General features: G+C 59.9%; 26 protein-coding genes, 4 tRNA genes and 1 riboswitch. Of the genes, 8 read left to right on the top strand and 22 right to left on the bottom strand.

Annotation, left to right across the window (positions count from 1 at the left end; genetic code table 11):
- Window positions 1–14 precede the first annotated feature (14 nt).
- The 5 genes from flgD to M2400_RS17510 all read right to left on the bottom strand — a co-directional run bounded on the left by flgD (window position 15) and on the right by M2400_RS17510 (window position 3,661).
- Window positions 15–743, bottom strand: coding sequence for a flagellar hook assembly protein FlgD (flgD, locus tag M2400_RS17530; protein WP_259196022.1), 729 nt, complete (start codon window positions 741–743; stop codon window positions 15–17).
- 16 nt (window positions 744–759) lie between these two features.
- On the bottom strand, window positions 760–1,212 hold the full coding sequence (flgC, locus tag M2400_RS17525; RefSeq protein ID WP_177042926.1) for a flagellar basal body rod protein FlgC: 453 nt from the start codon (window positions 1,210–1,212) through the stop codon (window positions 760–762).
- Window positions 1,213–1,215: 3 nt separating this feature from the next.
- Entirely contained in the window at window positions 1,216–1,623 is a 408-nt protein-coding gene (flgB, locus tag M2400_RS17520; protein WP_003214246.1) for a flagellar basal body rod protein FlgB, read from the bottom strand.
- 234 nt (window positions 1,624–1,857) lie between these two features.
- Entirely contained in the window at window positions 1,858–2,685 is an 828-nt protein-coding gene (cheR, locus tag M2400_RS17515) for a protein-glutamate O-methyltransferase CheR (RefSeq protein ID WP_177008427.1), read from the bottom strand.
- 43 nt (window positions 2,686–2,728) lie between these two features.
- Entirely contained in the window at window positions 2,729–3,661 is a 933-nt protein-coding gene (locus M2400_RS17510) for a chemotaxis protein CheV (RefSeq protein ID WP_003214250.1), read from the bottom strand.
- Between the two features lie 80 nt (window positions 3,662–3,741).
- On the opposite strand from M2400_RS17510, the gene flgA reads away from it, so the two are divergent.
- The 4 genes from flgA (at window position 3,742) to M2400_RS17490 (ending at window position 6,333) form a co-directional block, all read left to right on the top strand.
- Window positions 3,742–4,506, top strand: coding sequence for a flagellar basal body P-ring formation chaperone FlgA (gene flgA / locus M2400_RS17505; protein WP_177042925.1), 765 nt, complete (start codon window positions 3,742–3,744; stop codon window positions 4,504–4,506).
- A gap of 142 nt (window positions 4,507–4,648) precedes the next feature.
- Complete coding sequence (flgM, locus tag M2400_RS17500; RefSeq protein WP_177042924.1) at window positions 4,649–4,972, top strand: flagellar biosynthesis anti-sigma factor FlgM; 324 nt, start codon at window positions 4,649–4,651, stop codon at window positions 4,970–4,972.
- Window positions 4,973–5,020: 48 nt separating this feature from the next.
- On the top strand, window positions 5,021–5,488 hold the full coding sequence (locus M2400_RS17495) for a flagella synthesis protein FlgN (RefSeq protein ID WP_177042923.1): 468 nt from the start codon (window positions 5,021–5,023) through the stop codon (window positions 5,486–5,488).
- Between the two features lie 95 nt (window positions 5,489–5,583).
- The gene (locus tag M2400_RS17490; RefSeq protein ID WP_177042922.1) at window positions 5,584–6,333 is read left to right on the top strand and encodes a flagellar brake protein; all 750 of its coding nucleotides are present in this window, start codon (window positions 5,584–5,586) and stop codon (window positions 6,331–6,333) included.
- A 60-nt stretch (window positions 6,334–6,393) separates the two neighbouring features.
- Here M2400_RS17490 and M2400_RS17485 read toward each other — a convergent pair whose 3' ends face one another.
- Together M2400_RS17485 and M2400_RS17480 are read right to left on the bottom strand one after the other, a co-directional pair.
- Window positions 6,394–7,782, bottom strand: coding sequence for an MFS transporter (locus M2400_RS17485; RefSeq protein WP_259196026.1), 1,389 nt, complete (start codon window positions 7,780–7,782; stop codon window positions 6,394–6,396).
- A gap of 342 nt (window positions 7,783–8,124) precedes the next feature.
- Window positions 8,125–8,201 (bottom strand) — tRNA-Arg (locus M2400_RS17480).
- A 337-nt stretch (window positions 8,202–8,538) separates the two neighbouring features.
- On the opposite strand from M2400_RS17480, the gene M2400_RS17475 reads away from it, so the two are divergent.
- From M2400_RS17475 to M2400_RS17465, 3 genes are all read left to right on the top strand, one after another.
- Entirely contained in the window at window positions 8,539–8,766 is a 228-nt protein-coding gene (locus M2400_RS17475; RefSeq protein WP_177043106.1) for a hypothetical protein, read from the top strand.
- Between the two features lie 20 nt (window positions 8,767–8,786).
- Window positions 8,787–8,966 carry a PA3371 family protein gene (locus M2400_RS17470; protein WP_177042908.1) on the top strand — a complete coding sequence of 60 codons (180 nt, stop codon included), beginning with the start codon at window positions 8,787–8,789 and terminating at the stop codon, window positions 8,964–8,966.
- A 434-nt stretch (window positions 8,967–9,400) separates the two neighbouring features.
- Window positions 9,401–9,727, top strand: coding sequence for an Arc family DNA-binding protein (locus tag M2400_RS17465; RefSeq protein ID WP_003175643.1), 327 nt, complete (start codon window positions 9,401–9,403; stop codon window positions 9,725–9,727).
- A gap of 107 nt (window positions 9,728–9,834) precedes the next feature.
- Here M2400_RS17465 and mgtE read toward each other — a convergent pair whose 3' ends face one another.
- The 8 genes from mgtE to ltaE all read right to left on the bottom strand — a co-directional run bounded on the left by mgtE (window position 9,835) and on the right by ltaE (window position 17,585).
- On the bottom strand, window positions 9,835–11,277 hold the full coding sequence (gene mgtE / locus M2400_RS17460) for a magnesium transporter (RefSeq protein ID WP_177042907.1): 1,443 nt from the start codon (window positions 11,275–11,277) through the stop codon (window positions 9,835–9,837).
- 339 nt (window positions 11,278–11,616) lie between these two features.
- Window positions 11,617–11,693, bottom strand: a tRNA-Arg gene (locus tag M2400_RS17455).
- A gap of 72 nt (window positions 11,694–11,765) precedes the next feature.
- Window positions 11,766–11,842: transfer RNA gene (locus M2400_RS17450), tRNA-Arg, on the bottom strand.
- A gap of 108 nt (window positions 11,843–11,950) precedes the next feature.
- A tRNA-Ser gene (locus tag M2400_RS17445) sits at window positions 11,951–12,041 on the bottom strand.
- A 62-nt stretch (window positions 12,042–12,103) separates the two neighbouring features.
- Entirely contained in the window at window positions 12,104–12,292 is a 189-nt protein-coding gene (gene csrA, locus M2400_RS17440) for a carbon storage regulator CsrA (protein WP_002554426.1), read from the bottom strand.
- Window positions 12,293–12,478: 186 nt separating this feature from the next.
- Window positions 12,479–13,720 (bottom strand): aspartate kinase, encoded by a 1,242-nt coding sequence (locus M2400_RS17435; protein WP_010165647.1) that lies wholly within the window; start codon window positions 13,718–13,720, stop codon window positions 12,479–12,481.
- A 95-nt stretch (window positions 13,721–13,815) separates the two neighbouring features.
- The gene (alaS, locus tag M2400_RS17430; protein WP_177042906.1) at window positions 13,816–16,434 is read right to left on the bottom strand and encodes an alanine--tRNA ligase; all 2,619 of its coding nucleotides are present in this window, start codon (window positions 16,432–16,434) and stop codon (window positions 13,816–13,818) included.
- A gap of 146 nt (window positions 16,435–16,580) precedes the next feature.
- Window positions 16,581–17,585 carry a low-specificity L-threonine aldolase gene (gene ltaE / locus M2400_RS17425; protein ID WP_177077397.1) on the bottom strand — a complete coding sequence of 335 codons (1,005 nt, stop codon included), beginning with the start codon at window positions 17,583–17,585 and terminating at the stop codon, window positions 16,581–16,583.
- A gap of 190 nt (window positions 17,586–17,775) precedes the next feature.
- A riboswitch (FMN riboswitch) is annotated at window positions 17,776–17,945 on the top strand.
- Window positions 17,946–18,058: 113 nt separating this feature from the next.
- On the opposite strand from ltaE, the gene M2400_RS17420 reads away from it, so the two are divergent.
- On the top strand, window positions 18,059–18,568 hold the full coding sequence (locus M2400_RS17420; protein WP_076015023.1) for a 6,7-dimethyl-8-ribityllumazine synthase: 510 nt from the start codon (window positions 18,059–18,061) through the stop codon (window positions 18,566–18,568).
- Window positions 18,569–18,696: 128 nt separating this feature from the next.
- Here M2400_RS17420 and astE read toward each other — a convergent pair whose 3' ends face one another.
- The 7 genes from astE to M2400_RS17385 form a co-directional block, all read right to left on the bottom strand.
- Window positions 18,697–19,701, bottom strand: a complete 1,005-nt coding sequence (gene astE, locus M2400_RS17415; protein WP_259196029.1) for a succinylglutamate desuccinylase — start codon at window positions 19,699–19,701, stop codon at window positions 18,697–18,699.
- A gap of 11 nt (window positions 19,702–19,712) precedes the next feature.
- Window positions 19,713–20,003, bottom strand: coding sequence for a hypothetical protein (locus tag M2400_RS17410; RefSeq protein ID WP_003214319.1), 291 nt, complete (start codon window positions 20,001–20,003; stop codon window positions 19,713–19,715).
- Window positions 20,004–20,026: 23 nt separating this feature from the next.
- Entirely contained in the window at window positions 20,027–21,373 is a 1,347-nt protein-coding gene (gene astB, locus M2400_RS17405) for an N-succinylarginine dihydrolase (protein WP_177042903.1), read from the bottom strand.
- 176 nt (window positions 21,374–21,549) lie between these two features.
- Window positions 21,550–23,019, bottom strand: coding sequence for a succinylglutamate-semialdehyde dehydrogenase (gene astD / locus M2400_RS17400; RefSeq protein ID WP_177077415.1), 1,470 nt, complete (start codon window positions 23,017–23,019; stop codon window positions 21,550–21,552).
- Window positions 23,016–24,041: an arginine N-succinyltransferase gene (gene astA / locus M2400_RS17395; protein WP_003214325.1), complete on the bottom strand. Its 1,026-nt coding sequence runs from the start codon at window positions 24,039–24,041 to the stop codon at window positions 23,016–23,018. The genes astD and astA overlap by 4 nt, the downstream gene beginning before the upstream one ends.
- A gap of 49 nt (window positions 24,042–24,090) precedes the next feature.
- Complete coding sequence (gene aruF / locus M2400_RS17390) at window positions 24,091–25,110, bottom strand: arginine/ornithine succinyltransferase subunit alpha (RefSeq protein WP_177042902.1); 1,020 nt, start codon at window positions 25,108–25,110, stop codon at window positions 24,091–24,093.
- Between the two features lie 256 nt (window positions 25,111–25,366).
- Window positions 25,367–26,587, bottom strand: a complete 1,221-nt coding sequence (locus M2400_RS17385; protein WP_259196031.1) for an aspartate aminotransferase family protein — start codon at window positions 26,585–26,587, stop codon at window positions 25,367–25,369.
- Between the last annotated feature and the right edge of the window lie 195 nt (window positions 26,588–26,782).

Here is a 26,782-nt window from a genome sequence, read left to right as displayed (position 1 = left end):
GTAGTTAGCCGGCTCTATGTACCGATAGTCTGAATTTGCGACAGCTTGATACTGCCCATGCCGCCTGCCAGGTTGAGCACCATTTCGGCGCCGTTTGTGCCCAGGGTCACGCTGGTCACCGTTGCTGGCAGCGAGGTGGCCAGGGCAACCGAGTCACCCGTGTCGCTCTTGGTGGTGGCATTGAAGGTGTAAGTACCGGCCGGTGCCGTTTCGCCCGCATCGTTCTTGCCGTCCCAGACGAAGCTGGAATTGCCGGCGCTCTGGGCGCCCATGTCGATGGTGCGAACCACGTTGCCGTCCTTGTCGGTGATCTTGACGGAGACGTTGCCCGTCGCCGCCGTCACCGCCACGGAGCCGGTCATGCTCTTGCTGGTATCAACCATGGCCTTGTCGGTTTGAGTGATCACCGAGCGACCCACCAGCGACGAAGCCTGCAGCGCCTGAGAGGAGCTGAAGTTGCCGGAAATCGCGTTCACCGTGTCATTCAGGTTGTTGATGCCTTCCAGGCTGCTGAACTGCGCCAGCTGTGCCACGAACGCGCCATTGTCCTGGGGCGACAGCGGGTCCTGGTTTTTCAGCTGGGTCACCAGCAATTGCAGGAACGCATCCTTGCCCATCGCCTGGTTGCCCGTCGCCGAGCTGACGGCGCTGTCAACACTGGTGTTATCTGTCGCCGTCTTGACCTTGGAATTGAAAAGGTCCTGGACCGCCGTGTTGGTCGAACTGGTATCAACAATGGCCATTATTTGGCGCCCCTTATCACTGACCCAGGGTCAGGACTTTCTGCATCATGGTTTTGGCGGTGTTCATCATTTCCGCGTTGGTCTGGAACGAGCGGCTGGCGGAAATCATGTCAGCCATTTCCTCGACCACATTGACGTTGGGGTAGTACACGTACCCTTTGGCGTCGGCGGCGGGGTGATTCGGCTCGTAACGGGCTTCGAGGTTGCTCTGGTCTTCGACTACACCGAGCACCTGCACGCCCTGGCCTGCGGCATCCTGGTTCTGGAACAGCGAATCGCCGCTGCCGCTCTGGCCGCCTTGGCCGCCCTGAAACATGGTGGCGAACACCGGGTGCCGGGCACGGTAGGTCTGGTCAATGCTCGAGGACACGGTCTCGGCGTTGGCGATGTTACTGGCGACGGTGTTGAGGCGCGTGGTCTGGGCGCTCATGCCACTACCGGCAATATTGAAAACACTGGCGAGGGACATGGCTTACTCTCCACGCAGGGCTGACATCAGCCCTTTGAATTTGCTGTTGAGCAGGGTGAAGCTGGCCTGGAAGTTCACCGAGTTCTCGGCGTAGGCCGATTGCTCCAGCTGGGCGTCCACGGTGTTCTGGTCGATCGACGGTTGCATCGGCGTGCGATACAGCAGTGACTCGTCACCATTGCCCAGGCCCTGCGCTTCGATATGACGGCTGTTGGTCATATTCAAGGCGAAGGTGCCGTTCTTGGTCTTGTCTTGCTGGGCGGCGAGCACAGCAGAGAAGTCCAGGTCCCGAGCCTTGTAGTTCGGGGTGTCGGCGTTGGCAATGTTGTTGGCCAGGACTTCGGCACGCTGGGCGCGGAAGCCCAGGGCTTGTTCGTGGATACCGAGCGCTTTATCGAAGCTGATGCTCATGGCGGAAACCTTTAGGGGCTGACCTGCTTTTCGTAACAGGGTTATAGCAATCGGCATGCCAATTCTCTCGAGGCCCGTATTACAAGGGTTTGCGAGGAAATTGCCGGCGGCAATGCCAGAAAAGCGGCAAAGGGTTTCCGCGAAACGCCAGTAAAGCGGCAATGACGGCTTGCCGCTTTGCGGCCATAAAAAAAGGGAGGCCTGTGCAGGCCTCCCTTTTTGCTCAAGCATTCATCACTTGGCCTGGTAGATGATCCCAGGGCTGCACTGCACCATCTGGTAATGATCCGGCAAACCGTTCAGCGCCTCGGACGCGCCAAGGAACAGATAACCGCCGCGCTTGAGGGTGCCGTGGATGCGCAACAGAATGTCTTTCTTCACCTCGGCCGAGAAGTAGATCAGCACGTTGCGGCAAAACACCATGTCGAACTTGCCCAGGCTGGCGTAACTGTCCAGCAGGTTGAACGAGCGAAACTCCACCCGGCTCTTGATCGGCGCCTTCACCGCCCAACGCCCCGCACCCTTGGGATCGAAGAAGCGCTGCAAGCGCTCCTGGGACAACCCGCGCCCCAGCGCCAGGCTGTCGTATTCGCCGGTCTTGCAGTTGGTGAGCATGGTGCCGGACAGGTCCGTGGCCACGATTTGCGCCCCGGCCTTCAACTGGCCCATGTTGGTCCGCTCGAACTCGTCGATGGACATCGAAATCGAATACGGCTCCTGCCCCGACGAACAGGCCGCCGACCAGATACGCAGGCGCTGGCCCGGAGCGGCCTTGATCGCCTCCGGCAGTACCTTGTTCTTGAGCACTTCAAACGGATAGGTGTCACGAAACCATAAGGTTTCGTTGGTGGTCATGGCATCGACCACCATCTCCTTGAGCCCGCTGCGTGGCTGGCCCTGGATCCGCTGCACAAGTTCCCCGAGGGACTTGATGCCTTGCTGCTCCATCAGTTTGTTGAGACGGCTGGATACCAGGTACTGCTTGTTTTCACCGAGCAATATGCCACAGGCTTTTTCCAGGAAGACCCGGAACTGTTCGAAATCCAAATTACCCGTAGACAATGATACCGCCTCTTAAATCGTGTGACCGCCAGGGAAAAAGCCCCTAGCCGTGATCTGCTGCCTTGATCCGGTCGACTACCCGGGATGCCAGGTCATCAGGACGGAATTTGGCCAGGAAGTCATCGGCACCGACCTTCTTGACCATCGCCTGATTGAATACACCGGACAACGAAGTATGCAGGATGATATGTAGTTTTTGCATGCGTGGGTCGTTGCGTATCTCGGCCGTGAGGGTGTAGCCGTCCATTTCCGGCATCTCGATGTCGGAGATCATCATCAGGAATTCTTCTTCCGGCTTCTTGCCCTCATCCACCAGCTTGCGCAGGTAATCCAGGGCCTGGCGACCGTCATTGAGCGCCACCACTTCAACGCCAACCGTTTGCAGGCAACGGGACACCTGCTTGCGCGCCACCGAGGAGTCGTCCACCGTCAGCACCCGCAGCGAGATCGCCTTGTGCGCGGTCTCGGCGTCTACTACGCCGACCGAAATCGCCTCCGAGGTCGGGGCCACTTCGGCGAGGATTTTCTCCACGTCGATGATTTCCACCAACTGGTTGTCGACCCGCGTCACGGCCGTGAGGTAGTGATCGCGGCCGGTGCCCTTGGGCGGCGGATGAATCTCTTCCCAGTTCATGTTGACGATGCGCTCTACCGAGCGCACCAGGAACCCCTGGGTCTTGGTGTTGTACTCGGTGATGATCACGAATGGACTTTCGCGGTCCTGCAAACCCGCCGAACCGGTGGCCATGGCCAGGTCAAGAATCGGGATGGTCGCGCCACGGATGTTGGCCACACCACACACCACGGGACTGGACTTGGGCATTATTGTCAGCTTGGGACACTGCAGCACTTCCCGAACCTTGAAGACGTTAATCCCGTAAAGCTGCTTGCCGTCCAGACGGAACAGCAGCAACTCCAGGCGATTCTGCCCCACCAGCTGTGTGCGCTGGTTTACTGAATCCATTACACCGGCCATGCCCAGACTCCTACGCTAAAACTTAGGGGTACGACGCGTACCCAACACTAAACGGCACGAGCTTTGCTTTTTTATTGGCCATGGACATCAAAACGACAGTTTCCCGACGCCTCCGATCCCCACAGTACCGCAGATTGCTCTGCGTCTCGATGGCGTTGCTTGCCTTGGCGGCGGGCCAACCGGCCCGTGCCGATAACGTCACCTTGCCTGATCTGCTTATCGGCGTCACTCAAGGCTTTCTTGAGTTCACTGTAGAAGATTATCTGGCCACCACACAGACGCCCGGGCGCTATGAAATCCAGGTCAACCAACTGGATCCGCGCCTGCGCATGCCCATGTGCGACAGGGAATTGACGGCCTCCCTGGAAAGCCCGGCCCAACCCATCGGGCGCGTGACCGTGAAGGTGCGCTGTGAAGGCGCCTCGCCCTGGACGGTGTATGTGCCGGCCCAGGTCAAACTGTTCCGCGACGTAGTCGTAGTTACCCGGCCACTGAAACGCACTGGAATCATTGGTTATGAGGACGTTGCGATGCGTGAACGGGACATCAGCCTGATCACCCAGAGCTACCTCACGTCCGTCGACCAGGCCATCGGGCAGAAACTTACCCGACCAATGGTCACCGATCAGGTGATTACCCTGGTCAATCTTGAACAGGCCGAAGTGGTGCGCAAAGGTGACCAGGTGGTGATTTCCGCCAGCAGCGGCGGCCTGAACGTAAAAATGCCGGGGGAAGCCTTGTCCAATGGCGGCATGAGTGAACAGATTCGCGTCAAGAACCTCAATTCCAACCGCGTGATCAAGGCCCGGGTGACTGCACCGGGGCAGGTTGAGGTGGCTTTATAGATCGCTGGCATAGGACGCCAGCTTTTCCTACACTGTGCCCACAGCAGCATCGTGCCTAGGTTTATTGTCAATCGAGCCTAAAGTTTGTCCGGGTATGGCCGAAAACATGGCAAGCGTCCAAATACCCAGAGGTTTTTTTAACATGGTCATCGATTTCAGTCGTTTGAATAACGCCCTGCCAACGCCCGGCTCTTCGCGCACCAGCGGTGCCAAAGACGGCGTTGAAGCCAAGTCCCAGCCTCTGCCTGCCAAGACAGAACAGGCCGGTGCCAGCCAAAGCGGGGAATCGGTACACCTGAGCAATGAGGCTCAACAGTTGCAGAAGGTCACTGACTCGCTGAGCGATCAGCCGGTTGTCAATAAAGCCCGCGTGGCCGAATTGAAGCAGGCGATTGCCGATGGCAGCTATAAGGTCGACAGCAACCGTGTAGCCAGCAAGCTGCTTAACTTCGAAGCCGAGCGCTAGGCAAAGGCCTGCGCCAGGCTTTTGGACGCTTAAACCCCAAGGCCAGCCATGCACGACGAAAACTTGCTACAACTGATCATTGAAGATTTGGCTCCCGCACAGCAGTTGCTGGAGTTACTTCGGGAAGAATCCCTGGCCCTGTTCGGCCGCGACATGCGCATGCTGGAAGAAATTCTGGCGCGCAAGCAATCGCTGATCGTCCTACTGGAACAACACGGCAAGAAACGCAGCCAGATTCTCGTCAGCCTGGGCCTGCCTGCCGACCACAAAGGCCTGGAGCAACTCGCCAGCCACTCCACGGTCGGCGACCAGTTGCTGGCCCAGAGCAAAGAACTCAACCAGTTGCTGACCCTGTGCCAGGAGACCAATACCGTCAACGGCCAGGCGATCCAGCTTCAACAAGCCACGACCGCCAATCAGTTGCGTATCCTCCACGGCGGCGAGCCTCCGGCCCTCTACAACGCTCAAGGCTCCACCTCACGCCTGGCCAAGCCAAGCACCCGCAGCCAAGCCTGAAACCAGTTTGAGCGCGCCCTATCCAAGGCGCGCCACATGCTGGCAAAATGACAGCACTTGCGTGTAGTCGTATTTTGTCTGGAGATGGAAGAACCGTGTTCAACACCCTTAACGCGGAAGATGCTCCGCAGCCACCCAAGGTACTCACCACGCCGCTGGAAATCGCGGGCACCTTGCGGATGCTGCAAGAGAGCCACGACCCGCTGATCATCACCTTCCACGAACGCAACCAGCGCTTTCAAAGCTACCTGGTCGAGGTCGACCGGGACAGCAAGTCGCTGGCCCTGGACGAAATGATCCCGCGTGACGGCGAACGCTACCTTGAGAATGGCGAAGCTTTCCGTATCGAAGGTTTTCACGATGGCGTGCGGGTGGCCTGGGAAAGCAACGGCACCCTGACCCTTGACGAAGCCGGCGGCCACCGCATTTACCGCGGCAGCATGCCCGACGAAGTGATCTACCATCAGCGCCGCAATGCATTCCGCGCCGCCCTGAAGCTGGCTCAACTGGTAGGCGTCGAGCTGGGTGGCGATAAACTCAAGGCGCCCATCAGCGGCAAGCTGCTGGATATTTCCGCCACCGGCTGCAAATTGCGCTTCGAAGGGGATATTTCCGAGCGCCTGCAACTGGGCCAGGTCTACGACCGCTTCATCGCGGCCCTGCCATTTGGCAGCATGACCACGTCGGTGGAACTGCGTTACCTGCACTTTGAAGAAAGGATCAACACCACGTTCGCCGGCGTGCGCTTTCACAACATGAGCGGCCTGGTGCAGCGTCAGGTCGAGCGGTTTGTTTACCAACTGCAGCGTGAAGCGCGCCGGTTTGACAAGGACGACGATCTTTAAGCAGTAAAGGTCGCGACAAAAAAACGGGCAGTTCCTCAAGGGAACTGCCCGTTTTTGCTTTCAGGGGCGCGCCCTGCTCAGGTCATGGGGGTGATCATCCGGATCGGGATGCTCCGGGGGTTCGGTGACCGGTGCCGGCTCATCCTCCACCGGCTCGGGACCTGCCTCGGGCCCAGGGTCTGGAACGGCGGTCTGCATCTGATCCTGAACCACCTGCTCGTCCACACGTGGGTCGAGGCACGCCACCAGCGGCGAACTGGACATGCTGTCGGGCATCGCCACGTGGTGCAGCGGTGCGTCATCCACCTGATGCAGGTTGGTGACCGCCTTGGGCCGAATGCGCCAGACCAGGATCAACGCACACAGGCTGAAAAACGCGTACAGCATATGGCTGCCAAACAGCTTCATCACCACACCGGCCAACAGCGGGCCGATACTGGCGCCAACACCGTAAGTGACCAGCAGCATGGCCGTGAGCGACACCCGGCGATCACCCTCGACGTGGTCGTTGGAAAACGCCACGGCCAACGGATACAGGCAGAACTGCACCAGGGAACACAGAAAGCCGGCAACAAACAGCACTTCCAGCGGCACCTGGCTCATGATCGCCAACGGCAACGCGGCCACCGCCAGGCACAGGGCGAAGCAGCGAATCAACAGCGCGCGGTCATAGCGGTCAGACAACCAGCCCAGTGGCCACTGCACCAGCAGCCCGGCGAAAATGCAGCTACCCATGAACAGACCGACCTGCTCGGTGGTCAGCCCCTGCTGGGACGCGTAGAGCGGCGCCAGACCATAGAACGAACCCACGATCAGCCCGGCGCCCAACACGGTACTGAGGGACTGCGGCACCCGCTTGATAAAGAAGCGCGGCTCCATCGGCGCCGGATGCAAGGGCGCCGGGTGAATGCGACGAGTCATCGCCACCGGCACCAGGCACAGCGCAAAACACAGCGCGACCAGCATCAGCAACTCAAGCCCCAACTGCGGGTGCATCACAAGGATCAACTGGCCCAGCACCAGGCCCAGGTACGAGGCGATCATATAACCGCTGAACACCACGCCCCGCTGCTTGGCGTCTGCCTGCTCGTTGAGCCAGCTCTCGATCACCATGTACTGGCACATCATGCCGAGGCCGACGATCATCCGCAGCACGATCCAGGCCGGCAGCCAATTGATCAGGCCATGCCCGAGCACGGCCGCGCCGACGATCCCGGCGCAGGTGGCATAGGCGCGGATATGCCCGACCCGGGCAATCAGGCGGTGACCGATCTTGCCCCCCAATACCAGGCCAAAATAGTTGGCAGCCATCAACGCACCGACCCACAGGCTGTCGACGTGGTCTGCCGCCAGGCGCAAGGCCAGGTAAGTACTGAGCAGGCCGGAGCCAATCAGCATCATCAGGGAAGCAAAATAAAGGGCTCGAAAAGATTTCCAGATCTGGCGCATCGGCGTTCCGAGCGGCTCCTTGCAGTGGGGGTTCAGGGCTGCCGGAATGATAGTCCCGCGTCGTCAGGTCCGGACAGCCAAAACATGCGCTTGCCGGGGATTATTTTGCTCATGCCAATTGGCTACGTGTCAGACGCTCCGCAATGACCTGCGAGGTACACGATGCAGACGAATACTTGCGCCGCCCCGCTCTTGCCTCCCGTGTGAACCTGAAACGCCGGCAAGGTTCGGTTGGTGTTTGAAAAGACGGGTGCGCGCTGGGGCTCGGCCACAAAAAAGCCCCGCCAGATAAATCTGATCGGGGCTTTCTGACGTTTCGGCCGCGAGGCAGCAACGGTTATTTGGTGTCCCAGGGCCGGTTCGAACGGCCAACCTTCCCCTTAGGAGGGGGATGCTCTATCCAATTGAGCTACTGGGACTAATGACAGCCAACCGGCCATGGGCGCGGCGACGGACGGCGTGCATGTTAACGGCGCAGGTGAATTTTGTCATGTCGTCCGTGGGCTTTTTGAGTGTAGGCCTAAGCCCGTGACACCAGGTCGCATCTCACTCAATGATTGCGGGCAGTTCGCGACCATCGTGCAAAATGCACTCCCCCAAAATGCCATCATTGCAAATTGCAACATCGATGCAACTTGGACAGTATTTAACTATTTGATTTTAAAGGATTTATTATCAAATAAAGACTGGCACGACGCCTGCAATCCTTTATCCTACAAATACAGTCCGGCCCAGCCACCTGCGGAGAACATGCCCATGAACAGCGCACTTCTACTAGCCCTCAATACCGTTGCATTGGCTGCGCTGGTGATGTTCCATTTTCAATCCAGCACCTCTGATGACGCGGCGCAGGTCAGCCAGGCGATCCCCCATCACCTGCAGCAACGCCCGCAACTGGCAGTCATGAAGCCGAACATGCAATCACCGCTGCAACTGACCCAGGGCACCCAAGCTGCCCCTTCGACTGAACACTGGGTTTTCTGAACCGCTTACCGGAGTATTCCATGACCAAGTCTGCCTGGCTGTTTCTGACACTGGCCCTGGCCGCTGCCGGCCTCGGCCTGAACGTAGTGTCGCAAGATGCACAGACCGTCGCCTTCGTCGTCGCCGGCGTGTTTGGCAGCCTGTGGGTACTGGCAATCATCATTGGGCGCCGTATCAAATTCGACCCCGTACTGCGCTGAACCCCTCCGTTCGTCCCCCTCCCCAATAGCTGCCACAGCTTGGTTCACTCGTCTGAACAGCAGACCATATGTCGCTCCGACCTCGTAAATTGGCAATTTGCCACTAATCTTAAAGTTAAGGGCAAAAGGCCATATTGCTATAGGATGTGCGCCCGAAAAGCCTTTTGCGCCTAGGGCCCGCGGCCTTGACCCCCGTTTGGGTGCAACCGTAGGAAAGTTTTCCAACCAGTCCGCAAATTTTGAAATGAGTACTGGCATAAAGCCGGTAGCCGGTTCAATATTTGTCACAGAATTGACGCCAAGGAACTGGCAAATCTGAGGCATGATGCGGCCTCTTTGCAATTCAGGTTGAACATTTGGCAGCAAGTCTTGTCCTAACATGCATCTTGCGGCCAATTCCAAAAACCGCTCCCCTGAACTAACCGGTTAAATATATGCGCCCATTGAAACAGGCAATTTATTCCAGCCGTACGGCTGACAAGTTCGTCGTACGTCTGCCAGACGGAATGCGGGAACGCATTGCCGAGGTGGCTCGCAATCATCACCGCAGCATGAACTCCGAAATCATCGCACGCCTGGAACAAAGCCTGATTCAGGAAGGTGCGCTGGGCGACGAGCTGAGCATGCGCCTCGACAGCCCCGAGCTGTCACTGCACGAACGCGAACTGCTGCAGCGTTTTCGTCAGCTCTCCCACCGCCAGCAAAATGCTCTCGTCTCGCTTATCGCCCACGACGTTGAGGCAGCCGCAGAAGCCAACTGATTGGCAACCGAAAGCTGAAAGCCAGCCACGAGCTGGCTTTTTTTTGCCTGGGATTTGGGAAAGGGACATGGATCAAGGGGCTGACGCCCCTCGATCAGAGGAAAGGATCAAAGCAGGAAGATGGTTGCCAAGCCCAGGAAGATGAAGAAACCACCGCTGTCGGTCATCGCAGTGATCATCACGCTGGCACCCATGGCCGGGTCTCGCCCAAGGCGCACCAAGGTCATTGGAATCAGAACACCCATCAGGGCCGCCAGCAGCAGGTTAAGCGTCATGGCCGCGGTCATGACCACTCCAAGGGACCAACTGCCATACAGCAGGTACGCCACGATACCTATGACGCCACCCCACACCAGGCCGTTGATCAGCGCGACCGCCAACTCCTTGCGCATCAAGCGCTTGCCATGCCCGGTACCCACCTGATCCAGCGCCATGGCGCGTACGATCATGGTGATGGTCTGGTTACCCGAGTTACCGCCAATCCCCGCCACAATCGGCATCAGTGCAGCCAAGGCCACCAGCTTCTCGATGGAGCCTTCAAACAGCCCAATGACCCGTGATGCAATAAACGCGGTGATCAGATTGACCGCCAGCCAGGCCCAGCGGTTACGCAGGGACTTCCAGACCGACGCAAAGATATCCTCTTCTTCTCGCAGACCGGCCATGTTGAGGACTTCGCTTTCGCTCTCCTCACGAATCAGGTCGACCATTTCATCGATGGTCAGGCGACCGATCAGCTTGCCGTTCTTGTCGACCACCGGGGCCGAGATCAAGTCATAACGCTCGAACGCCTGGGCGGCGTCGTAGGCGTCTTCGTCGGGATGGAAACTCACCGGGTCACTGGCCATGACGTCAGCGACTTTCTTCTCCGGGTCATTGACCAGCAGGCGCTTGATCGGCAGCACGCCCTTGAGAATGCCTTCGTAATCCACCACGAACAGTTTGTCGGTATGGCCTGGCAGCTCCTTGAGGCGGCGCAGGTAACGCAAAACCACTTCCAGACTGACGTCTTCGCGGATGGTGACCATCTCGAAGTCCATCAACGCACCGACCTGCTCCTCGTCGTAGGACAGCGCCGAGCGCACACGCTCACGCTGCTGGCCGTCGAGGGTTTCCATCAGCTCATGGACGACATCACGCGGCAGCTCGGAAGCCAGGTCAGCGAGTTCGTCGGCATCCATGTCCTTGGCGGCAGCCAGGAGTTCATGATCGTCCATGTCGGCGATCAGGGTTTCACGGACCGAGTCGGATACTTCGAGGAGGATGTCGCCGTCGCGATCGGCCTTGACCAACTGCCACAGGGTCAGGCGGTCATCAAGCGGCAAGGCTTCGAGGATGTAGGCGACGTCGGCGGAGTGCAGGTCATCGAGCTTGCGTTGCAGCTCGACGAGATTTTGCCGGTGAACCAGGTTCTCGACCCGGTCACGGTTAGGGCCGTCCTGGCGGTGCGTCAGGTCTTCGACCACACGCTGGCGCTGCAGCAACTCGACGACTTGGGCCAGGCGATCCTGCAGGCTTTCTTGTGTTTTCTTTACTTCAACTTCGGTCATAGGCGAACTCCACTCCCAGCAGCGGGGCACGCCGGAAGGATCAATCAGTCAATTCATGATTGGTAGAACGGGGTACTGAGTAACTACTGGGTAAGTCCATGGAGGTGTTCCACAAGCCCCGGCGGGGCTGACGGGCGCAATGATACACCGGGCGGCCGCTTTTAACGTCAAAAAACTGGAAAGAACAAGCGCTTGCGACACAAAGCTGAGCATTGGCCGCACCTATGAACTGCGACGACGCAGCGCGAAAGGAAAACACATGGGCGAGAGAAAAAGTCGCCGCGGGAAATAAAAACCCCAGACGGCAAAAAGCCCGCACTAGGCGGGCTTTTTGTTGTTTGGTGCACTCGACAGGATTCGAACCTGTGACCGCTCGGTTCGTAGCCGAGTACTCTATCCAGCTGAGCTACGAGTGCAGATTGTGTTTTTAGACCAGATCACAACTGGTTGAAGCCAAGCTACCTGCATTGCTGCAACTAACTCTTAAATGGTGCACTCGACAGGATTCGAACCTGTGACCGCTCGGTTCGTAGCCGAGTACTCTATCCAGCTGAGCTACGAGTGCATTTGTTGCCGCGCATTATAGGCCGTTCAATCTCTATGTAAAGCTATTTTTTCGTTTAGTTTCAACAACTTAGCGAAAAAACCAGATTGCAACGTACTAAGCAAATAATGGCGGAGAACGGGGGATTCGAACCCCCGACACCCTTTTGAGGTGTACTCCCTTAGCAGGGGAGCGCCTTCGGCCACTCGGCCAGCTCTCCGCAACACGGGGCGTATATTAACCAGCTTCATCCCCGTTTGCAAACATAAAAAACGATAAAAATTAATGGCTTGGTTCTTCGTCCTTCTCTTTCTTGATCCGCAGGTAGATTTCCTCGCGGTGGACAGCCACCTCTTTCGGAGCGTTAACCCCGATACGCACTTGATTGCCTTTGACGCCGAGCACGGTCACGGTGATTTCGCCATCACCAATAATCAGGCTTTCTGCGCATCGACGAGTCAGAATCAGCATACCTTTCTCCTCACGCATTTCATTTCGGGAACAACAGTCTGCAAAAAAAAGGCATTCGACCTACAACCAAATGGCCGTAGCCCTACCCGCCTAAGTATTGTCGAGCACAGGTAAAAGAACAGGCCTTCACCACGCGCCCGACAAAAAAATGAAAGGCGCGGATAACCGCGCCTTCCTGGCAACGCTTCACTCGCCCTGTCGGGCCGGAGCGTCCAGCTCAAAAGCGGTATGCAGTGCGCGCACGGCCAGTTCCAGGTACTTCTCTTCGATCACCACCGACACCTTGATTTCCGAGGTGGAGATCATCTGGATGTTGATGCTTTCCTTGGCCAGGGCCTCGAACATGCGGCTGGCCACGCCGGCATGGGAACGCATGCCCACGCCCACGATCGACACCTTGGCAATCTTGGTATCGCCAACCACTTCACGGGCGCCAATCTCGCTCGCGGTGTTCAGCAACACCTTCTGCGCCGCATCGTACTCGTTGCGGTGCACGGTGAAGGTGAAATCGGTGGTGTTATCGTGCGCAACGTTCTGCACGATCATGTCGACTTCAATGTTTTCGCCGCTGATTGGCCCGAGAATCTTGAAGGCCACGCCCGGGGTGTCTGGCACGCCACGGATGGTCAGCTTGGCTTCATCGCGGTTAAAAGCGATGCCGGAAATGATCGGCTGTTCCATGGATTCCTCTTCATCAATAGTAATGAGGGTGCCCGGACCCTCCTTGAAGCTGTGCAGTACGCGCAGCGGAACGTTGTACTTGCCGGCGAACTCAACGGCACGGATCTGCAACACCTTGGAACCGAGGCTGGCCATTTCCAGCATCTCTTCAAAGGTGATCTTGTCCAGGCGCTGGGCCACGGACACAACCCGTGGGTCGGTGGTGTAGACGCCATCCACATCGGTGTAGATCTGGCATTCGTCAGCCTTCAGGGCTGCCGCCAGCGCCACGCCGGTGGTGTCGGAACCACCACGACCAAGGGTGGTGATGTTGCCGTGCTCGTCGACGCCCTGGAAACCGGCGACAACCACCACACGACCGGCCTTCAGGTCAGCGCGAATCTTCTGGTCATCAATCTGCAGGATGCGCGCCTTGGTGTGGGCGCTATCCGTCAGAATGCGGACCTGGTTGCCAGTGTAGGACACCGCCGGCACACCACGCTTGTTCAGCGCCATGGCCAGCAACGCGATGGTCACCTGCTCACCGGTGGAAATGATCACATCCAGCTCACGGGGAACCGGTTGTTGATCGCCACTGATTTGCTTGGCCAGATCGATCAGGCGATTGGTCTCGCCGCTCATGGCCGACAGCACCACCACCAGGTCATCGCCGGCATCGCGGAATTTCTTAACCTTGTCGGCGACCTGCTCGATTCTTTCGACAGAGCCGACCGAGGTGCCTCCAAATTTCTGTACGATCAAAGCCATTTCTAAGCCGCCTCAGCCCGTAAAGGGGCGCCTATTATTCAATCAACCAGCACTGACCGAGCCCGTGACTAGACCACGGGCTCATTAACAGCGTCTTAAATACCTGCCTCGACAAACGGCACGGTCAGGGCCAGGGCCGCGTCCAGGGCACCGGCGTCTACACCACCGCCTTGCGCCATGTCCGGACGACCACCGCCCTTCCCGCCCACTGCCGCGGCGGCTTGCTTCATCAAATCACCGGCCTTGAGTTGGCCAGTCAGGTCCTTGGTTACACCGGCAACCAGAACGACCTTATCCTCATGGACACTGCCGAGCAGGATCACTGCGCGGCCGAGCTTGTTCTTCAACTGATCGACCAAGGCCAACAGCGCCTTGCCATCCTGACCGTCCAGGCGCACGGCCAGGACCTTCACGCCTTTGACGTCCAGGGCGGAAGCCGACAGGTCATCGCCCGCCGCGCTGGCCGCCTTGGCCTGCAACTGCTCCAGCTGTTTTTCCAGCTGACGGTTGCGCTCCAGTACACCGGAGAGCTTGTCGATCAGGTTGTCGCGGCTACCCTTGACCAGGCTGGCCGCTTCCTTGAGTTGTTCTTCAGCCGCATTGAGGTAGGCCAGGGCCGCAGCACCGGTGACCGCTTCAATACGACGCACGCCGGAAGCCACACCGCCTTCGCTGATGATTTTCAGCAGGCCGATGTCGCCGGTACGGCTGGCGTGGATACCGCCACACAGCTCCACCGAGAAGCTGCCGCCCATGCTCAACACGCGAACTTCGTCACCGTACTTCTCGCCGAACAGCGCCATGGCGCCTTTCTGCTTGGCAGTCTCGATGTCGGTTTCTTCGGTTTCCACCGGGGTGTTCTTGCGAATCTCGGCGTTGACGATGTCTTCCAGGGCCTTCAACTGCTCAGGCTTGATCGCCTCGAAATGACTGAAGTCAAAGCGCAGGCGCTGACTGTCCACCAACGAACCCTTCTGCTGCACATGCTCACCCAATACCTGACGCAACGCAGCGTGCAGCAGGTGAGTGGCCGAATGATTCAAAGCAGTTGCATGCCGTACGTCGGCATCTACCTGAGTGTCCACCGGCGCGCCGACAGTCAGGTTGCCCAGCACCAGCACGCCGTGATGCAGGAAAGCACCACCTGTCTTGGTGGTGTCGCGCACCTCAAAGCGGCCGGACGTCGAGCTCAGGAAACCACAGTCACCGACCTGGCCACCGGATTCGGCGTAGAACGGGGTCTGGTCGAGGACTACAACCGCCTCGTCACCTTCGTTCAGCACGTCGACCGACTTGCCGTCTTTATAGATAGCCACGATCTTGGCCGAGCCAACGGTGGCCTCATAACCAATGAACGAAGTCGCTACATCAACCTTTACCAGGGTGTTGTAGTCCAGGCCAAAGGAGCTGGCGGAACGGGCACGGACGCGCTGGGCTTCCATCTCACGCTCAAAGCCTGCTTCGTCGATGGTCAGCTCGCGTTCGCGGGCGATGTCGGCGGTCAGGTCCATCGGGAAACCGTAGGTGTCGTAGAGCTTGAACACCACGTCGCCCGGCACCACGGTGCCTTTAAGCTCGGCCAGGTCCTGTTCCAGGATCTTCAGGCCGTGCTCCAGAGTCTTGGAGAACTGCTCTTCTTCCGCCTTGAGCACGCGCTCGATGTTGGCTTGCTGCTGCTTGAGTTCCGGGAAGGCATCGCCCATCTCGGCCACCAGCGCGGCAACGATCTTGTAGAAGAAGCTGCCGGTAGCGCCCAGCTTGTTACCGTGACGGCAGGCGCGACGGATGATGCGGCGCAACACATAGCCACGGCCTTCGTTCGACGGCAGGACGCCGTCGGCGATCAGGAAGCCGCAGGAACGGATGTGGTCCGACACGACCTTGAGCGACGACTGATTGTCGTTGGCGCAGCCAATGGCCGCAGCCGAAGCGCTCAGCAGGTTGGTGAACAGGTCGATCTCGTAGTTGGAATGAACGTGCTGCATCACCGCACTGATCCGCTCCAGGCCCATGCCGGTGTCTACCGATGGCGCTGGCAACGGATGCAACACGCCGTCGGCGGTGCGGTTGAACTGCATGAACACGTTGTTCCAGATTTCGATGTAGCGGTCGCCGTCTTCTTCCGGCGAGCCCGGTGGGCCGCCCCAGATGTCGGCGCCGTGATCGTAGAAAATCTCGGTGCATGGGCCGCACGGGCCGGTATCGCCCATGGTCCAGAAGTTGTCGGAGGCGTAAGGCGCGCCCTTGTTGTCGCCGATGCGAATCATGCGCTCGACCGGCACACCGATCTGCTGGGTCCAGATGTCGTAGGCTTCGTCATCGGTGGCGTAGACGGTGACCCAGAGTTTTTCCTTCGGCAGCTTCAGCACGCCGGTCAGGAAGGTCCAGGCGAAGGTGATCGCATCTTTCTTGAAATAGTCGCCGAAGCTGAAGTTGCCCAGCATTTCGAAGAACGTGTGGTGGCGGGCGGTGTAGCCCACGTTTTCCAGGTCACTGTTCTTGCCGCCGGCGCGTACGCACTTCTGGCTGCTGGTGGCGCGGGTGTAGGCGCGCTTTTCCTGGCCCAGGAAGCAGTCCTTGAACTGGTTCATCCCCGCGTTAGTGAACAGCAGGGTTGGGTCATTGCCTGGGATCAAGGAGCTGGAGGCGACACGGGTGTGACCTTGCTCTTCGAAGAAGCGAAGGAAGGCTTCACGGATTTCTGCGCTTTTCATTAGGTTCTTCCACGGAGGCTGCGGCCAAAGGCCAGTGCTAAACGTCATCAGACGGAGCGACGGCAAAGGGCCGCATTATATCGGCCCTTTGCCCGTGGTACAGCGTGTTTATGTGATAGAAACAGTCAATTAGACGGTCTGCACTGTCATTTTCGGGAAAACTCGACAAATGTCGCGAGCACTTGCTCGATCTGCGCCCGGCTGACATCCAGGTGAGTGACCATGCGCAGGCGCGGCGCGGCGCTCAACTTGATCCCACGCTCGGCGGCAAATACCTTCAAGGCCTGGGCCCGGTCACCGATATCGACGTAGACCATGTTGGTCTGCACCGGCTCCACCGTGTAACCCGCCTTGCGCAGTTCGTCCCCCAGCCAATGGGCGTTGGCGTGGTCGTCGGCCAGGCGCTGCACCTGGTGATCCAGGGCATACAGCCCCGCCGCCGCCAGCGAACCGGCCTGGCGCATGCCGCCACCGACCATCTTGCGCAAACGTCGCGCCTTGGCGATCAATGCCGTGGAGCCGCACAGCACCGAGCCGATCGGCGCGCCCAGGCCCTTGGACAGGCACACCGACACCGAATCGAAGTGCTGGGCAATTTCCCGGGCATCCACACCCAGCTTGACCGCCGCGTTGTAGAGCCGCGCGCCGTCCAGGTGCAAGGCCAGGTCGTGCTCACGGGTAAATGCTCGCGCGGCCGCCAGGTATTCCAGCGGCAATACTTTGCCCTGCATGGTGTTTTCCAGCGCCAGCAAGCGGGTACGGGCGAAGTGGAAGTCGTCCGGCTTGATCGCCGCCAACACGTGCTCCAGGTTCAACGAACCATCGGCCTGCACTTCCAGCGGCTGAGGCTGGATCGAGCCGAGTACTGCCGCGCCGCCGCCTTCATATTTGTAGGTGTGGGCCTGCTGGCCGACGATGTATTCCTCGCCTCGCTCGCAGTGCGCCATCAACGCCAGCAGGTTGCTCATGGTGCCGGTGGGCACGAACAAAGCGGCGGCAAACCCCAGGCGTTTGGCCAATTCGGCTTCCAGGCGATTGACGCTCGGGTCTTCACCGTAGACGTCGTCGCCGCTGGCGGCAGTCGCCATCGCGTCGAGCATGCCGGGGGTCGGTTGGGTCACTGTGTCGCTGCGCAGGTCAATCACGGTCATCAAACTAGCCTCTAGCGGATTGGAGCATTCCTTGTGTTAACGATTACTGCGGGCAAACCCGCGGAATATCAAGCCCCGTGCTTGCACAATCGAATACCAACCAAACAAACCGATATAGGTTATCGATAAACCAACCGTGCAGTTTCTGAAAAACCATGATAAAAACTCTCCGCCGCCAGGGTTCTGGCGGCAACGTTCTCAGGGCGGGGTGTAATTCCCCACCGGCGGTAATTGCACGCAACGTGCATAGCCCGCGAGCGCTTGGCGCCTCGAACTGCCTCGGCAGGACGGCGACAAGGTCAGCAGACCCGGTGTGATCCCGGGGCCGACGGTCATAGTCCGGATGAAGAGAGAACGGGATTGGCACCTAAGGGCCGAACGCTGACGTCATGTTTGCATGAGCAGGCTGTCCGTACCCTTAAATCCCATTCGATTCATAACGCCCTGTTTTTTTCTTAAACAGGAGTCAGAACATGCAACCCACCGCAATCGACAGCAAAAGCAAAAACCACCACGGCGAGCGCGTCGCGTTTATCCAGGCCTGCTGGCACAAGGATATTGTCGACCAATCCCGCAAAGGCTTCCTCGCCGAAATGATCGCCCAGGGCTACCAGGAATCGGACATCGATTTCTTTGAAGTCGGCGGCGCCTTTGAAATGCCCCTGCACGCCAAGCTGCTGGCCAAGTCCGGCCGTTATGCCGGTATCGTCGCGGCCGCACTGGTGGTGGACGGTGGCATCTACCGTCACGAGTTCGTAGCCCAGTCGGTGGTCAGCGGCCTGATGCAGGTTCAGTTGGAAACCGAAGTGCCGGTGTTCTCGGTATCCCTGACCCCGCACCACTTCCACGCCGGCAGCGAGCACCACACATTCTTTTATGAGCACTTCGTGCACAAGGGCCAGGAAGCGGCACGTACCTGCGCCGACACCCTGCACAAGGTTCGCGCACTGCGCCGCAACGAACCACGGGCGGTAGCGGTTTAAGCAGCACTGCAAACCACTGTAGGAGCTGGCTTGCCTGCGATGGCATCACCTCGGTCTGTCAGGTGCACCGAGGTGATGCCATCGCAGGCAAGCCAGCTCCTACATTTTGACCGAGTCAGTCTCGGGATTCAGGCCAGGCCCGCATCCGTGGTCGGCACAATCAATATCCCCGCTCGCAAGCCATTCTTGACCTTCGGGTTCGGGAAGATGATGCGTGCGCCCTCCTCCTCGATCACCCAGCGGGTCTTGGCAATGTCCTCGGCCAGCAGGTAACCCAGTTCCAACTCCGAAAAGTTTTCCACGTCGGCCGGCAAATGCAGGACGAAGGTGTCGCTGTGCTTGATGACTTCCCGGGAGACGCTGAACAGCTTCAGGCCATCAAGGCTCTCGGTGGCCGGCTCGTTGCCTTCGATGATCTGCTTGAGGCGGGTTTCCAGGCGGGACACGTCCACGCCCTGGTTCTGCCCGAACGGCCGGGCCTTGCCCAATTCCAGGGTGAAGGACTCGGCCTCCAGTTGCTCATAGGTAAACGCGGTAAAGGTGATGGAGGTCTTGTTCTGCAACAGCACCGCTTCCATGCCGGCGGCTCGCAGGCGCGCCAGTTCACGGCGTGAATGCTGGCGACCGTCCTTCCACGGGTACAGCGCGAACTGCTCGATCTTCGAGCCACGGATGGCGGTGTGCAGGTCGTAATGCAGGCGGCTACGCCCAGGCACGCTGAAGAACGTACGGGCCAACTGCTCAAGCTCGGCGGCACGCATGGCTTCGGGGCCGATGTTTTGTTCGTGACGGCCGTTGAACAGCCGGTTGACGTCCAGTTCGAGATAACGCTCGCCGCGGCGCATGGCCTCGGGGTTACCGAACAGGAACAGAATACGGGTACGGGGCTTGATCTGCCCGCGGGCAATGCCCTGCAGCAAGCGGTCGGCCAATTCGATCGGCGCGGTTTCGTTGCCGTGGATGCCGGACGACAGCAGCACGTCGCAGCCGTTGTCCCGCGCTTCAGGAGGCCGCACTTCCAGCGCGCCCTCACTGAGCCAGCGCAGTTGCACGCCGTCGACAGTCAGTTGAATTTTTTGCGCCGGTTCGCGACCGGCGAGGGTCAGTTCAAGCAGTTTGCCGAGGGCGAGCATACGCAGCTTCCTTAGTGGTTGCAGCCTGGGCCGTGGACGTGATCGTCGTCATCACCTTCAACGTCGGCCGGTTCCATTTCCAGTTGCAGGCTCATCAGGTTGGTGGCCAATGGGCGCATCAGCAGGTTGGCGTATTCCGCGTCGCCTTCTTCCACGTCCACGCCGATCAGCAGTTGGCCGCGGCCGTCGTGCTGGATCCAGATCTCCTTGCCCTGCCAGACCACGGCGACGCGGGTGCAGGAAGTTTCCAGCTGGGTGCCGTCGGTGTCTTCAAGGATCAGTTTCAGGGTGTCGGTGGTCATAAATAGTTCTCAGCCGTGCGGCGTTAATTGATCTGGAAAGGATAAACCGAGCCCAGTTTAAGGATTTGCGTCAGTTCATCCAGTGCCGTCCGGCACTCAAGCAGCAATTGCGGGTCAGCCAGGTCGGTTTCCCGCAGGCTGTCGCGGTAGTGCTTGTCGACCCATTGGGTGAGCGTGTCGTACAACGGCGCCGTCATGATAACCCCTGGGTTGACCGCCGCCAGTTCGGTTTCATTCAGCGCGACGCGCAAGCGCAGGCACGCCGGGCCACCGCCGTTCTGCATGCTTTGCTTGAGGTCGAAGACGTTGACTTCGCGGATCAGCCCGCCCGAAGACGTCAGGCCTTGCAGGTACTGCCAGACGCGCTCGTTGGCGCGGCATTCTTCCGGCACGATCAGCAGCATCGAGCCGTCGGCGCGAGTCAGCAACTGGCTGTTGAACAGGTAGGAACGCACCGCGTCCTCAACGCTGACCTGGGCCCGGGGCACGCAGATCGACTGGAAATTGCCGCCGAGTTTGCCGAGCTTGCCCTGCAATTCGCCGAGCATCTGTTCGGTATTGAGAAACGCATCCTCGTGATAGAACAGCACTTCGCCGTTGCCCACCGCGATCACGTCGTTGTGGAACACACCGGCATCGATCACCGCCGGGTTCTGCTGGGCGAAGACCACGCCGTCATCCCGCAGGCCGTGCAAGCGAGCGACCGCCTGGGAGGCTTCGAGGGTCTGGCGCGCCGGGTACTTTTGCGGCGCCGGGTAGCGAGTGTCGAATGCACTGCGGCCGAACACGAAAAACTCTACGCCCGCCTCGCCGTAGTCACGGCAGAAACGGGTGTGGTTGGCCGCGCCTTCGTCACCGAACTGCGCCACGGCCGGCAACGCGGCGTGGTGGGCGAAGTGTTTCCCATCGGCAAACATCGCCCCCAGCACGCGGCTGGTGGTCGGGTGTTCGATGCTGCGGTGGTATTTGCAGTTGAGGTTGGCGGCGGTGAAATGCACGCGGCCGTCGGCGGTGTCGGCGCTCGGGCTGACGGTGGCCGCGTTGGCCACCCACATGCTCGACGCCGAGCAGCTGGCTACCAACAATGGCATGGCTTGCTTGGCGGCTTGCTGGATGACTTGGGCGTCGGTGCCGGCAAAGCCGAGGCTGCGCAAGGCGGCCACATCAGGGCGTTCCTGGGGCGCCAGCACACCTTGCACGAAGCCCATTTCCATCAGGGCTTTCATCTTCGCCAGGCCTTGCAGCGCGGCTTCCTTCGGGTTGGAGGACTGCTGGCTGTTGCTCTGGGACGCGACGTTGCCGTAGGACAAACCGCCGTAGTTATGGGTCGGCCCCACGAGACCGTCAAAATTGACTTCACAGGATTTCATCGGCGAGGCTCCACGAACATCTGTATTTTTATAGGCATCAAGTGCAGATCTGTATCTGTTAACCCGATCAAGTGTAGGAGCTGGCTTGCCTGCGATGCGGGCAACTCGGTCTTTCAGCTGGACCAAGGGGATGCCATCGCAGGCAAGCCAGCTCCCACATTAGATCAGTGTCACTTTCACTTAAGCGTTACGCCTGGGGTCAACGATGCTGGCAACACCAGGCTCGGGGTCTCAAGCGAGGCCACCGGGTACGCGCAATAATCCGCCGCGTAATAGGCGCTGGCGCGATGGTTGCCCGAAGCGCCCACGCCGCCAAATGGCGCGCTGCTCGCAGCGCCCGTCAGCTGTTTGTTCCAGTTGACGATCCCGGCACGGCTCTCCAGCCAGAACTGCTGGTAACGCGCTTCGGAGTCCGAGAGCAAACCGGCCGCCAGGCCGTATTGGGTGTTGTTGGCCTCGGCAATCGCCGCCGCGAAATCAGCGTAGCGGATCACTTGCAGCAGCGGGCCGAACAGTTCTTCGTCAGCGCGATCAGTAACCTCGGTCACATCGATAATGCCTGGCGTCAGCAACGCGGCCTGGGCCTGTGGCTGGGTCATTTCCAGCAGCGCCACGGCGCCATTGGCCAGCAGCAATTCCTGGGCATCCATCAACGCCTTGGCGGCGCCGAGGGAAATCACCGAGCCCATGAATGGCGCGGGCTGCTGGTCGAATGCGCCGACCTCGATTGTCGAGCTCACCGCCACCAGGCGAGCGAGCAACGCATCACCCCAAGCGCCTTCCGGCACCAGCAAGCGACGAGCACAGGTGCAGCGCTGGCCGGCCGAGATAAACGCCGACTGGATGATGGTATAGACGGCAGCATCCACATCGGCCACTTCGTCCACCACCAGCGGGTTGTTGCCGCCCATTTCCAGCGCGAGGATCTTGTCCGGGCGCCCGGCGAATTGCTGGTGCAGATGGTTGCCGGTGCGGCTGGAACCGGTGAAGAACAAGCCGTCGATGCCCGGGTTGGCCGCCAGGGCGATCCCGGTTTCCCGCGCGCCTTGCAGCAGGTTCAATACGCCCGCCGGCAGGCCGGCGTCGATCCAGCATTGCACGGTCAGCTCGGCGACTTTCGGGGTCAGCTCGCTGGGCTTGAACAGTACGGTGTTACCCGCCAGCAAGGCCGGCACGATGTGGCCGTTCGGCAGGTGACCCGGGAAGTTGTAAGGGCCGAATACCGCCACCACGCCGTGAGGCTTGTGGCGCAATACGGCAGTGGCGTCGCCCAACGGGCCGCTCTTCTCGCCGGTACGCTCGCGGTAGCTTTGCACCGAGATCGCGACCTTGTTGACCATGCTGGTGACTTCAGTCGCCGATTCCCACAAAGGCTTGCCGGTTTCCTCACCAATACAGCGGGCGAGTTCGTCGGCACGGCTTTTCAGGTTGGCGGCGAAGGCTTCCAGCACACTCAGGCGCTCTTCCAGGGAACGCTTGGCCCAGGCGGGAAACGCCTGGCGCGCAGCCTGAACGGCGGACTCGACCTGCTCGACGGTGGCGCTGTTACCCGACCACACCACCTGCTGGGTCACCGGGTTCAGCGACTCAACCACTTCACCCTGGCCAGCCAGCCAGCTACCTGCGATATACAACGAATTCATTATTTCGACTCCCGGGCAGCGGACAACGGTACGGCACGCACTTGATCACCGGCGATCAGTTGCAGGCGCTTGGCGGTCTGTTGATCGACCACCAGGGTGCCCGCAGCCAACCGCGCCGGCGCTGCGGTAATGCGGCAATCTTCGCGTTTGCGGTTATGGATCAGGAACGGCGTGGCGTCGTCGCCCGGCGTGCCAATTGCCAATACCAGCGCTTCGCTGTCGCGTACCGCGCGGATCTTGGTGGTTTCACATTCCACCGCCGGGCCCGCGTCGAAGATATCGACGTAACCCTGGTAGCTGAAGCCTTCGCTCTTGAGCATGCTCAAGGCCGGCTCAGTGTCGGTGTGGACCTTGCCGATCACGTTGCGCGCGTCTTCGGACAGGAAGCAGGTGTACAGCGGAAACTTCGGCATCAGTTCGGCGATAAACGCCTTGTTGCCCACACCAGTGAGGTAGTCCGCCTGGCTGAATTCCATCTTGAAGAAGTGCCGGCCCAGGCTTTCCCAGAACGGCGAGCGCCCGGCTTCGTCGGACATGCCGCGCATCTCGGCAATGATCTTGTTGCCGAACAGCTGCGGGAATTCCGCGATAAACAGCATGCGCGCCTTGGCCAGCATGCGGCCGTTGAGGCCGTTGCGGTAATCGGCGTGCAGGAACAGCGAGCACAGCTCGGAGTTGCCGGTCAGGTCGTTGGCCAGAAACAGCGTCGGGATTTCGCGGTAGATGTTCAGTTCCTGGGAAGCGCTGACCGTCAGGCCGACCCGGAAGTTGTACCAGGGCTCGCGCAGGCCGACGGCACCGGCGATGGCGGAAATCCCCACCACGCGGCCTTCATCGTTTTCCAGCACGAACAGGTAATCCGCATCACCGCGCCCGGCTTCGCCGCGAAAGGTCTTTTCAGCCCAGCCGACCCGGTGGGTCAGGCGCTCTTCGTTGGCCGGCAAGGTGGTGAGGCCGGTGCCGGTGCTGCGCGCCAGATCAATCAGGGCCGGTAAATCGCTGCTGCGTACGGGACGAACGATCATGCTATCTCCTCAAACGGGCCGCTGTTGTCAGCCACCCGCGAAACTCTGTTTATACCGCTACCAGGCGCACGCTCGCGCCTTCGCCTACGCCCAGGGCCTCGGCGGCTTCCAGGTCCAGGGTCACTGGCTTGCCCGGCGCGTAGTCCAGCTCCAGCATCACCGCGCGGTAATCCTGCAACTGGCCGTTGCTGACCAGGTACTGGCGGCCGACACCCTTGGCCATCTCGCCGATCTTCACCGGCACCACGCGGCTCTGGGCGATCGAACGAATACCCGACACCCGCGCGTGCAGCGTTGGGCCGCCGTCGAAGATGTCGATGTAATGGTCGGTCTCGAAGCCTTCGCGCATCAGGATGTCGAAGGTGATCTGCGCTCGCGGGTGCACCTGGCCCATGGCTTCCTGGGCGGCGTCCGGCAACAGCGGCACGTAGATCGGGTAATGCGGCATCAGTTCGGCGAGGAAGGTCCGGCTCTTCAACCCGCACAGGCGCTCGGCGGCGGCGTAGTTGAGGTCGAAGAAGTTGCGGCCAATCGCATCCCAGAACGGCGAATCACCATTCTCGTCGCTGTAGCCCACAATCTCGGTGACCACCGAATCAGCGAAGCGCTCCGGGTGACCGGCCACAAACAGCAGGCGGCCACGGGAGTTGAGTTCCGACCACGGCGAACCCACCAGCTCCGGCACCACGTAGAAACTGGTCAGCAAACTGTTGCCGGTCAGGTCATGGCACTGCGAGAGCACGTGGATCTTGTTGTGGATCTTCAGCTCGCGGGAGGCGTGCACAAAGGTCTCGTTACGGAAGCTGTAGAACGGTTCCGAGTAGCCGGCGGATGCGACGATGGCCGAGCAGCCCACCAGCTTGCCGCCATCGGTGTCTTCAAGGACGAAGAAATAGCTTTCTTCACCGTTGAAGCTGACCTCGGCGGCGAAGGACGCTTCGCTTGCGGCGATCTTGTCGCTCAGGCGTTCGACATCATCCGGCAAGGAGGTGACACCAATCGGGCTGTCCGCAGCCAGACGCTGTACCTCGCCCAGATCAGCCATTTGCGCGGGGCGCATCACCAGCATGGTGTCACTCCTTAACTCGAAAAACTCACAGAGGGAAAAATGCCGGGCACGGGACCTGAATTCAAACAGATCCAATGTGGGGAGTCTTTTGTGGGAGCTGGCTTGCCTGCGATAGCATCAACTCGGTGCAACAGATAAACCGGGTTGTCTGCATCGCAGGCAAGCCAGCTCCCACAAAAGCCAGCGCCCACATTGACCGAGCCCGGCATACAAAATTTGTGTTCGGCGCCCGATCACTCAAGCGCCGAACGGTCCATCAGGCTTGCGTCAGCGTTTTCACCGCACGTTCGAAGCGGTCCAGGCCTTCCTGGATATCAGCATCTTCCACCACCAGGCTCGGGGCGAAGCGCACCACATCCGGGCCGGCTTGCAGGATCATCAGGCCTTCGCGCTCGGCGGCGTTGAAGATGTCCTTGGCACGGCCTTTCCAGGCATCGCTCAGCACGCAACCGAGCAGCAGGCCCAGGCCGCGCACTTCGGTGAAGATGCCGTATTGCTGGCCGATCTTCTCCAGGCGGGAAACGAACAGGTCATGCTTGGCTTTAACGCCGGCCAGCACTTCTGGCGTGTTGATCACGTCGATCACCGCTTCCGCCACCGCGCACGCCAGCGGGTTGCCGCCGTAGGTGGTGCCGTGGGTACCGACCACCAGATGCTTGGCCAGGTCTTCGCGCGTCAGCATGGCGGCGATCGGGAAACCACCGCCCAGGCTCTTGGCGCTGGTGAGGATGTCGGGCACGACGCCGTAATGCTGGTAGGCGAACAGCTCGCCGCTGCGGCCCATGCCGGTTTGCACTTCGTCGAACACCAGCAGCGCGTTGTTCGCGTCGCACAGGTCGCGAGCGCCTTGCAGGTACGAAAGCTCAGCCGGCAGTACGCCGCCTTCACCCTGGATCGGCTCCAGCACCACGGCGCAGGTCTTGTCCGAAACGGCGGCTTTCAGCGCCTCCAGATCGTTGTAAGGCACGTGGGTGATGCCGACTATTTTCGGACCGAAGCCGTCGGAATACTTCGACTGGCCACCCACGTTCACGGTGAACAGGGTGCGGCCGTGGAAGCTGTTCAGCGCGGCGATGATTTCGTATTTCTCGGTGCCGAAACGGTCGAACGCGACACGACGGGCCAGCTTGAAAGCGGCCTCGTTGGCTTCGGCGCCGGAGTTGCAGAAGAACACACGCTCGGCAAACGTGGCGTCGATCAACTTGTGGGCCAGGCGCAGGGCCGGCTCGTTAGTGAAGACGTTGGACACGTGCCACAGCTTGTTGGCCTGCTCGGTAAGTGCACCGACCAGCGCCGGGTGGGCGTGGCCCAATACGTTGACCGCGATGCCGCCGGCAAAGTCGATCAGCTCTCGGCCCGCCTGGTCCCACACGCGGGAACCTGCGCCACGCACGGGGATGAAAGCGGCAGGTGCGTAGTTGGGAACCATGACCTGGTCGAAATCGGCACGTTGCACCGGGGCTTGCTCAACGGACATCGGAGTCTCCTGAAGAGGAACGCCTGCCTGAAACTGGCGGGCGATGCAGGGATTGTAAGGACAGTTTTCAGTGCGGCCTTGCCGCCAAGCGACAACTTCTTATAGCGCCAACCCGTGATTTTCGCGGGTTTACGCCAATGCGACAAATAGCATCGCAATGGCGCAGTTTAAACGCTGGCGCGGGGTTTGCGGCAT

This window comes from Pseudomonas sp. BIGb0558 (genome assembly GCF_024807515.1).
GTDB classification, from domain to species: domain Bacteria; phylum Pseudomonadota; class Gammaproteobacteria; order Pseudomonadales; family Pseudomonadaceae; genus Aquipseudomonas; species Aquipseudomonas yamanorum_A.
The sequence above is the reverse complement of the archived record's forward strand: the minus strand, read 5'-3'. Positions and strand labels throughout refer to the sequence as shown.